We start from the raw sequence: 5,909 nt of genomic DNA on the forward strand, positions 1-5,909 counted from the left end.
ATTGTTCAATGTTTATAGCCTCGAAACCAATAAGTTCTAAAGATTCAAATTCAGGTGAAAGTTGTATTGGGTTACAACAAACCTCACAATCTTCTACATAGGTTTGTTGTCTTACACTAAAATCTAATAACATTGATATGGTTTCCCAGCAATATGGACATTGAAAAAAATGCTCGTACATTCCTTTTTTTATTTTAAACCTTAAACCACTCTGATTAAGCAATTTTAAATTAAGGTTTTTATTTATTAAAATTTTACATCTAAAAGCTCTCCACTTATTTGTAATAAGTCTAACTCTGAAAGTTTAGCAGCAAACTTAGCTTGATTTCTACTTAACTCTGCATTTAATAAATTCAATTGTGCTTGTCTAAACTCTATAAAGTTTACTTGACCTATTTTAAATTTTTCTTGAGTTCTATTAAAATTATTTTGAGCTGTTGCAATATTATTTTCTTGTAAATTATAAATCTCTAATTTATTTATATAATTATCCCATATATTATTAAAATTACGTGTGATACTAATTAAAATATTTTCTTTTTGGAGTTCTTGAGTGTCAAGATTTACTTTTGCGTTTTTAACTCTTGTCATTGTATTACCACCATCAAAGATATTCCAAGTTAAATTTAATCCTGCAGAGAGTCCTGTATTTGTTGAAACTGCAACAAATGAAGCTGCATTATTATTATTTTGGTTCCATCCATAACTTCCTGATAAACCTACAGTTGGAGGGTAGGTGGATTTTGCCGTTTTAATACTTAATTGACTGATTGCACTTGTTTTTTCTTCCATTTTTATTAAATTTAAAAGGTTAAAATTAACAAAAACTATATACTAGAATTTTACAGTAAACAGTCCACTTTGGTTTGACGGATTACATTTTTGATAAACATCTGGAAAATCTAAACGCAAATCTGGCATTATTGCAGCTATTGAGTTATATAAACTACTTTTTGAAGATTGTACCGTTGCATAAAACTCTGAGGCATCAATTCTAATTAATGTTTGACCCTTTCTATAGTTTTGACCAGGTTTAAACAGATAGCTCCCAGAACGAAACACGCCTTGAACTTCGGAATATAATTCTAAACGTTGTTTAGCTTTTAAATTCCCGTTTGCTGGAATAACAATAGCAACAGTGTTGTTTTGAATAGTATCGGTAAATACTGTTTTAATCACTTTTGCAACTACTGGTTTTGGTTTATTTTTATTATCTACTAACTTTTTAGCGAATAAAAATGAGGCAACTATAAGAAGAACACCTATTAGGGAGAGTATTATTTTGCGCATTAATTTGGTTTTTATGGTAAGACCGTAAAATTAGGCTTTAGTTTAAATTCATTACGTTAAAAAAAGTTTAAAAAGGTTTAGTTATATTCTTCTAATTGTAAGGTGATATCTTCCCAGTTTCTCATTAGTTTCTCTAGTTGGTCTTTTTTAGCTTTATAGGTTTGAAAAAAGTTGAATTTAGTAACAGTTTCTTCATAATTAATTGCTAGTTCTAAATCTATCTCCTTAATTTCTTTTTCAAGTTGATTGATTTTAGATTCAGTATTACTTAATTTATTATTCAGAGATTTTACTTTTTTCTGATCTTCGTAAGATTGCTTGTTTTTTTCTTTTGGTGTTTCTTTTATTACTGTTCGTTTTTCTACTTCACGTAAATTATCGACCTGTCGTTTTTCTAAATAATAATCAATATCGCCTAGATACTTCTTTATTTTTTCATCTTTAAACTCATAAACCGTAGAGGTTAAACCTTGTAAAAAATCTCTGTCGTGAGAAACAAGAAGTAATGTGCCTTCGAACCGTTGTAATGCTTCTTTTAAAACATTCTTAGATTTAATGTCAAGGTGATTTGTTGGCTCATCCATAATAAGCACATTAAATGGCTGTAACATTAGTTTTGCTAATGCTAAACGGTTTCTTTCTCCTCCGGAAAGTACTCTTACATATTTTTCTGCTTCTTCTCCACGAAATAAAAATGAACCTAAAATATCTCTAACCTTACTTCTATTGGTCTCGTTTGCGGCATCAATCATAGTATCTAAAACGGTTTTGCTTCCGTCTAGGTATTCTGCTTGGTTTTGTGCGAAATAACCAATTTGCACGTTGTGTCCAAGCTTTAAATAACCTTGGTGTTTAATGTCTCCTACTAATATTTTTGCTAATGTAGATTTACCTTGACCGTTTTGTCCAACAAATGCAGTTTTTACATCACGTTCTATCATTAAACTAATATTAGTTAGTACTTGGTTTTCTCCGTAGTTTTTATAAATATCATTTGCTTCTACAACAACTTTTCCTGGTGTAATGGATACAGGAAAATTTAAAGTCATTACACTATTATCATCTTCATCTACTTCAATTTTATCAATTTTATTTAACTTTTTAATTAACGATTGTGCCATAGTTGCTTTAGATGCCTTAGCTCTAAATTTCTCTATTAGCTTCTCTGTCTGCTCAATTTGCTTTTGTTGATTTTTTTGAGATGCTAATTGCTGCGTTTTTATTTCGTTTCTTAGAACTAAATACTGTGTATAAGGTTTTGGATAATCGTAGATACGTCCTAAAGATATTTCTATAGTACGATTGGTTACATTATCTAAAAACATTTTATCGTGAGATACTATCGCTACAGCTCCTGTATAGTTTTTTAAAAACCCTTCTAACCAAATAATAGATTCAATATCTAAGTGGTTTGTAGGCTCATCTAACAATAAAACATCATTATTTTGAAGTAATAATTTTGCTAATTCTATACGCATTCTCCAACCTCCAGAAAATGTATCTGTAAGTTTATCGAAATCTTCACGTTTAAAACCTAAACCTTGTAATATTTTTTCGGTTTCTCCTTGGTAATTGTAACCTCCAATTATTTCGTATTGATGTTGAATTTCGTTAAGGTCAATCATTAATTGATTGTAGCCTTCGCTTTCATAATCAGTTCGCTCAGCTAACTGGTGATTAATCTTATCTATTTGTACTTCTAATGCTTTAATTTCAACAAAAGCTTGATAAGATTCCTCTAAAACGGTTCTACCTAATGTAAAATCTATGTCTTGCTTTAAAAACCCAATCTTTAGTTCTTTATCTCCTGCAATTTGTCCTGAGTCTGGCTCTAATTCTTTTGCTAAAATTTTTAGCATTGTCGATTTACCAGCACCATTCTTACCAATAAGCCCAACACGATCTCCATTTCCTAATTTAAATGTGATGTCTTCAAAAAGATATTCTCCTTGAAATGAAATAGATAGATTATGAATATTTAGCATTGATTTGTGACTTAAGTTACTTAACTTTAATTAAGATAGTTTAATTTTGAAATTGAATTTTATGACTGCAAAAGTACACAAATATTATGTTTAATAAAGGATCAAAACTATATGGAATAATTACAGGTGTTTGCCCTAAGTGCCACGAAGAATCTATGTACACTAATAAAAACCCTTATGCTGTAACACAACTCTTTAATATGCATGATAATTGTAGTAATTGCAAGACCAAATATAAAATTGAGCCTTCTTTTTTTTATGGATCTATGTATGTAAGTTATGGTGTAGGTATTGCCTTTGCTGTTGCTGCATTTGTAATTAGCTATCTTTTATTTAATAGCTCACTTAATGTTTCTATAGTTGCGATAGTTGCTTCTCAAATCCTTTTTTACCCTATTATTGTTAGAGTATCAAGAAACATATGGATTAATCTTTTTATGAGTTACGATAAATCTCTAGCTAAAAGATAGACCCTAATATCTTTATTTATTAAATCTTACTATATCAAGCTCTTTATCTAAAGGCAAGTTATTTTCTATATGGTTATATAACTGTTTTGCAGCATAAGGCCCAATCATAACACCGCGAGTTCCTAAACCGTTTAATATATTAAGGTTTTTATGCTCTGAATGTTTCCCTACTAGAGGTTTTCTATCTATTACTGTTGGCCTAATTCCAGCCATTTGATCTATGACCTCAAAATCGCAAGTAATAAAGGTTTTCATTTTTGAAAGAAGTGTTTCTTTTGCTTCTAATGTGGTATTATTAGTATTGTCTGTTTTATCATAAGTAGATCCTATTCTATAAACATCATTTTCTAACGGAATAATAAATACACTAGATTTTAGCACAAAATCTAATTTTAGATCAGGAGCTTTAATAGTTACTAGTTCACCTTTATTACCTTCTAATGGTAGTGTATTAAAAAAAGGGTTTTTAGTAAGTCCAAAACCTTCTGCAAAAACAATTTTACTTCCAATTATATTTTTATAAGTTACTTTAAGTACATCTATTTTAAGTTGGTTATAATTTATGGTCTCCTCTATTAATAGGTTATTACTTTTTAAATATAACTTGTATTCTGAAATAAGAAACTTAGTATCTACTCTTCCAGTTTCTAAAACTTCGCCAAAACCGTATTCTGCAATTATAGATGGATTGTTATTTTTATGAATATCTAGAGACATATAATCTGATAAACCTTCCCTATCCGATCTTGAAAACCAATTATTTTGCTCCTCTAAAGATGTAAAACGTCTTCTAACTGGTACTTTAAAATCTAATTTAATATTTAAACGTTTTTCTATTTTAGAAAACATTGGTAGTGCTAAAGCTAATTGTTCTTTGCTTTGCCATACAGGCGTAAACCGTTTTAACGTAACCGGATTGTATAAGCCTCCTGCAACTATTGAAGATTGTTGAGAATTGTCGTCTATAACAACAAACGATTTATTGTTGTTTAATAGCTCTTCACAGAATGAGATACCTGCTAACCCACAACCTACTATAATATAATCTACTTGCATGGTGCAAATATAATAGATTATTAGTGGAATAATAGCTAAAAAAAAGCGCTCACTTAAATAAGTGAGCGCTTTAAAATTTATTTAGATTTCTTGTTAATATGACCACATATTTAACTCGAAATTTCTAATTTTTTCTTTAATCCTTTCAGATTCTAAAAGTTGCATTAAAGCATTTTCTGCTATATAATCTTCAACTTTACGATCTCCAAATACATTTTCTTCTCTAGTTATTACACCATTAAAACGTCTTGCGTTTAAAATATGATCGAAAGAAAAAGGTACAGAACTGTTTTTCTCGTTAAAAGACTTTGCATTATGCAATACTTCTCTAGCATCTGGAAAGAACACCCAAAATAATGGGTTTGGTTCTTTGTTAGCCTCATCATCAGAATCTAAGAAGTTCACATCTGGTGCAGCTGGTGCAATACCAAGTAAACGATACTTTAATTCTCCTTGACGCTTATCAAAATACCATAATCCCTTTATAAGGTATGCACTAATATTGTAAGAAGAAATCTCTGTTTTTCTAATATACTCAGGATCTACACGTCCATCTGCGTTTAATTGATCGTATCCTATATCTAAAGTATCAATTTTAGTTGTAATATCTTTTAATTCTTTAGCTGTTCTAGTTCCTGTAAAATAAGAATCGTAATACACATCCTTAACATCACCATCCTTTATTGCTTTTGTTAAAACATCGTATAAAGAACGTCTGTTAGCACCAATATTATTAGTATCTACAGGATAATATAATGGAAAGTTAACACGCTCATCTAAAACCACTTTTTCCCAAGTCATCTTTGCGAACATAATATCTCTATCGTCAACATAGCCATATTCTAATGGTTTATCGTTATCTAAAGCTTTTTGTTCTTCAGTTTTAACACCAATCTCTTTTGGAGATTTAGCATTTAAAATGTTAACTTGAGCAAATGCACTAGAGGAAATCAATACTCCAAATACGACTGCTAATAAAGATTTATAATTCATTTCTTTCTTCTTTTAATTTTTATTAATTTCAAGCAAATTAGTTAGATAACTCAATAACTATTGGAGAAGCTGGCTTAATAGCTGGTCCACTAGATCTTGAGTTATCTAACTAATT

General features: G+C 29.7%; 6 protein-coding genes and 1 pseudogene. 1 reads left to right on the forward strand and 6 read right to left on the reverse strand.

Annotation, left to right across the window (positions count from 1 at the left end; translation table 11 throughout):
* The 4 genes and pseudogenes from QNK89_RS08440 to QNK89_RS08455 form a co-directional block, all read right to left on the reverse strand.
* Positions 1-181: CPXCG motif-containing cysteine-rich protein (locus QNK89_RS08440; protein ID WP_340170569.1), on the reverse strand; the 181-nt coding region annotated here is incomplete at its 3' end.
* Positions 182-246: 65 nt separating this feature from the next.
* Positions 247-792 carry a TolC family protein gene (locus tag QNK89_RS08445; protein WP_340170570.1) on the reverse strand — a complete coding sequence of 182 codons (546 nt, stop codon included), beginning with the start codon at positions 790-792 and terminating at the stop codon, positions 247-249.
* Positions 793-885: 93 nt separating this feature from the next.
* Positions 886-1,290, reverse strand: a pseudogene (locus QNK89_RS08450) (efflux RND transporter periplasmic adaptor subunit); the annotation flags it as partial.
* A gap of 77 nt (positions 1,291-1,367) precedes the next feature.
* Complete coding sequence (locus tag QNK89_RS08455; RefSeq protein WP_340170571.1) at positions 1,368-3,275, reverse strand: ATP-binding cassette domain-containing protein; 1,908 nt, start codon at positions 3,273-3,275, stop codon at positions 1,368-1,370.
* Between the two features lie 86 nt (positions 3,276-3,361).
* On the opposite strand from QNK89_RS08455, the gene QNK89_RS08460 reads away from it, so the two are divergent.
* Complete coding sequence (locus tag QNK89_RS08460) at positions 3,362-3,745, forward strand: DUF983 domain-containing protein (RefSeq protein ID WP_340170572.1); 384 nt, start codon at positions 3,362-3,364, stop codon at positions 3,743-3,745.
* A 12-nt stretch (positions 3,746-3,757) separates the two neighbouring features.
* Here the strand turns inward: QNK89_RS08460 and QNK89_RS08465 are convergent, their stop codons facing one another.
* Positions 3,758-4,801 carry an FAD-binding oxidoreductase gene (locus QNK89_RS08465; RefSeq protein ID WP_340170573.1) on the reverse strand — a complete coding sequence of 348 codons (1,044 nt, stop codon included), beginning with the start codon at positions 4,799-4,801 and terminating at the stop codon, positions 3,758-3,760.
* 93 nt (positions 4,802-4,894) lie between these two features.
* On the reverse strand, positions 4,895-5,794 hold the full coding sequence (gene gldN / locus QNK89_RS08470; RefSeq protein WP_340170574.1) for a gliding motility protein GldN: 900 nt from the start codon (positions 5,792-5,794) through the stop codon (positions 4,895-4,897).
* Positions 5,795-5,909 lie beyond the last annotated feature (115 nt).

This window comes from Lacinutrix sp. (assembly GCF_037625555.1).
In the GTDB taxonomy this organism is placed as follows: Bacteria; Bacteroidota; Bacteroidia; order Flavobacteriales; family Flavobacteriaceae; genus Lacinutrix.